The 1216-nt window shown below is 68.3% G+C and carries 1 protein-coding gene; it reads left to right on the top strand.

Translation table 11 applies throughout. From position 1 onward, the window contains the following. Positions 1 to 1216: MtrAB system histidine kinase MtrB (mtrB, locus tag LQV45_RS33850; RefSeq protein ID WP_230012201.1), on the top strand; the 1216-nt coding region annotated here is incomplete at both ends.

The raw sequence follows: 1216 nt of genomic DNA, 5'->3' as shown, positions 1-1216 counted from the left end.
CCCCGGACCTGCGCAAGGCTGTGCAGGACTCGGGCAAGGACCAGTACTGGGCGTCCACCCAGTTCCCTGTAGGGACCGAAGACCGGCCCGGCATCGCCGTCGGCAACAAGGTGACCTTCAACGGCACCGTCTACGAGCTCTACCTCATCTATGACCTCAACACGGCGCAGAAGACCCTCGACGAGATCCAGAATGTCCTGCTGGCCGGCGGCGCGCTGCTGGTGCTCATGATCGGCGGCGTCGCCTGGTATGTGACCCGCAACGTGGTCAGCCCGGTCAGCCATGCCGCCGTCGTCTCCGAGAAGCTCGCCGCCGGCCAGCTGCAGGAGCGCATGGTGGTCAAAGGCGAGGACGAGGTTGCCCGCCTCGGCGCGTCGTTCAACCACATGGCCGCAAGCCTCCAGGAACAAATCACCCAGCTGGCCACGCTGTCCCAGATGCAGCAGAGGTTCGTCTCCGATGTCTCCCACGAGCTCCGCACCCCGCTCACCACGGTGCGCATGGCCGCCGAAGTCCTTTATGACGCCCGCGAGGACTTCGACCCCATCAACAAGCGCTCCGCGGAGCTGCTGTACAACCAGGTGGAACGCTTCCAGTCGCTCCTGGCGGACCTGCTGGAAATCTCCCGCTTTGACGCCGGCGCCGCCACCCTGGACGCCGAGCCCACCGACATCGTCCAGCTTGTCGCGCATGTCATCGAGGGGGTGGCGCCCGTCGCCGCCGAATACGGGTCCGCCGTCACCCTCAACGCCCCGGCTGGCAGCGTCATTGTCGACATGGACGACCGCAGGATCGACCGGATCCTGCGCAACCTGATCCTGAACGCCCTCGAACACGGCGAGGGCCGGCCGGTCAACGTTTCCGTGGCCGCCAGCGGCACCGCCGTGGCCGTGGCCGTACGGGATCACGGAATCGGCATGACCCCGGCTGAGGCGGCGCGCGTCTTCGACCGCTTCTGGCGCGCCGATCCGGCCCGGGCCCGCACCACGGGCGGCAGCGGGCTGGGACTGTCCATTGCCGCCGAGGACACCAAGCTCCACGACGGCTGGCTGCAGGCCTGGGGGAGCAAGGGAGAAGGGTCGAACTTCCGCCTGACCCTTCCCCTGCGCCGCGACGAGCCGATCACCAGGTCCCCGCTCCAGCTCGAACCGGTCAACGTCGGGCTCCCCGAGGCAGGCCGCCAGCGCACCGTGGTGTTGCTGGACCCGCTCCGGAC

Source organism: Microbacterium sp. Bi128 (genome assembly GCF_918698205.1).
The sequence above is the reverse complement of the archived record's forward strand: the minus strand, read 5'-3'. Positions and strand labels throughout refer to the sequence as shown.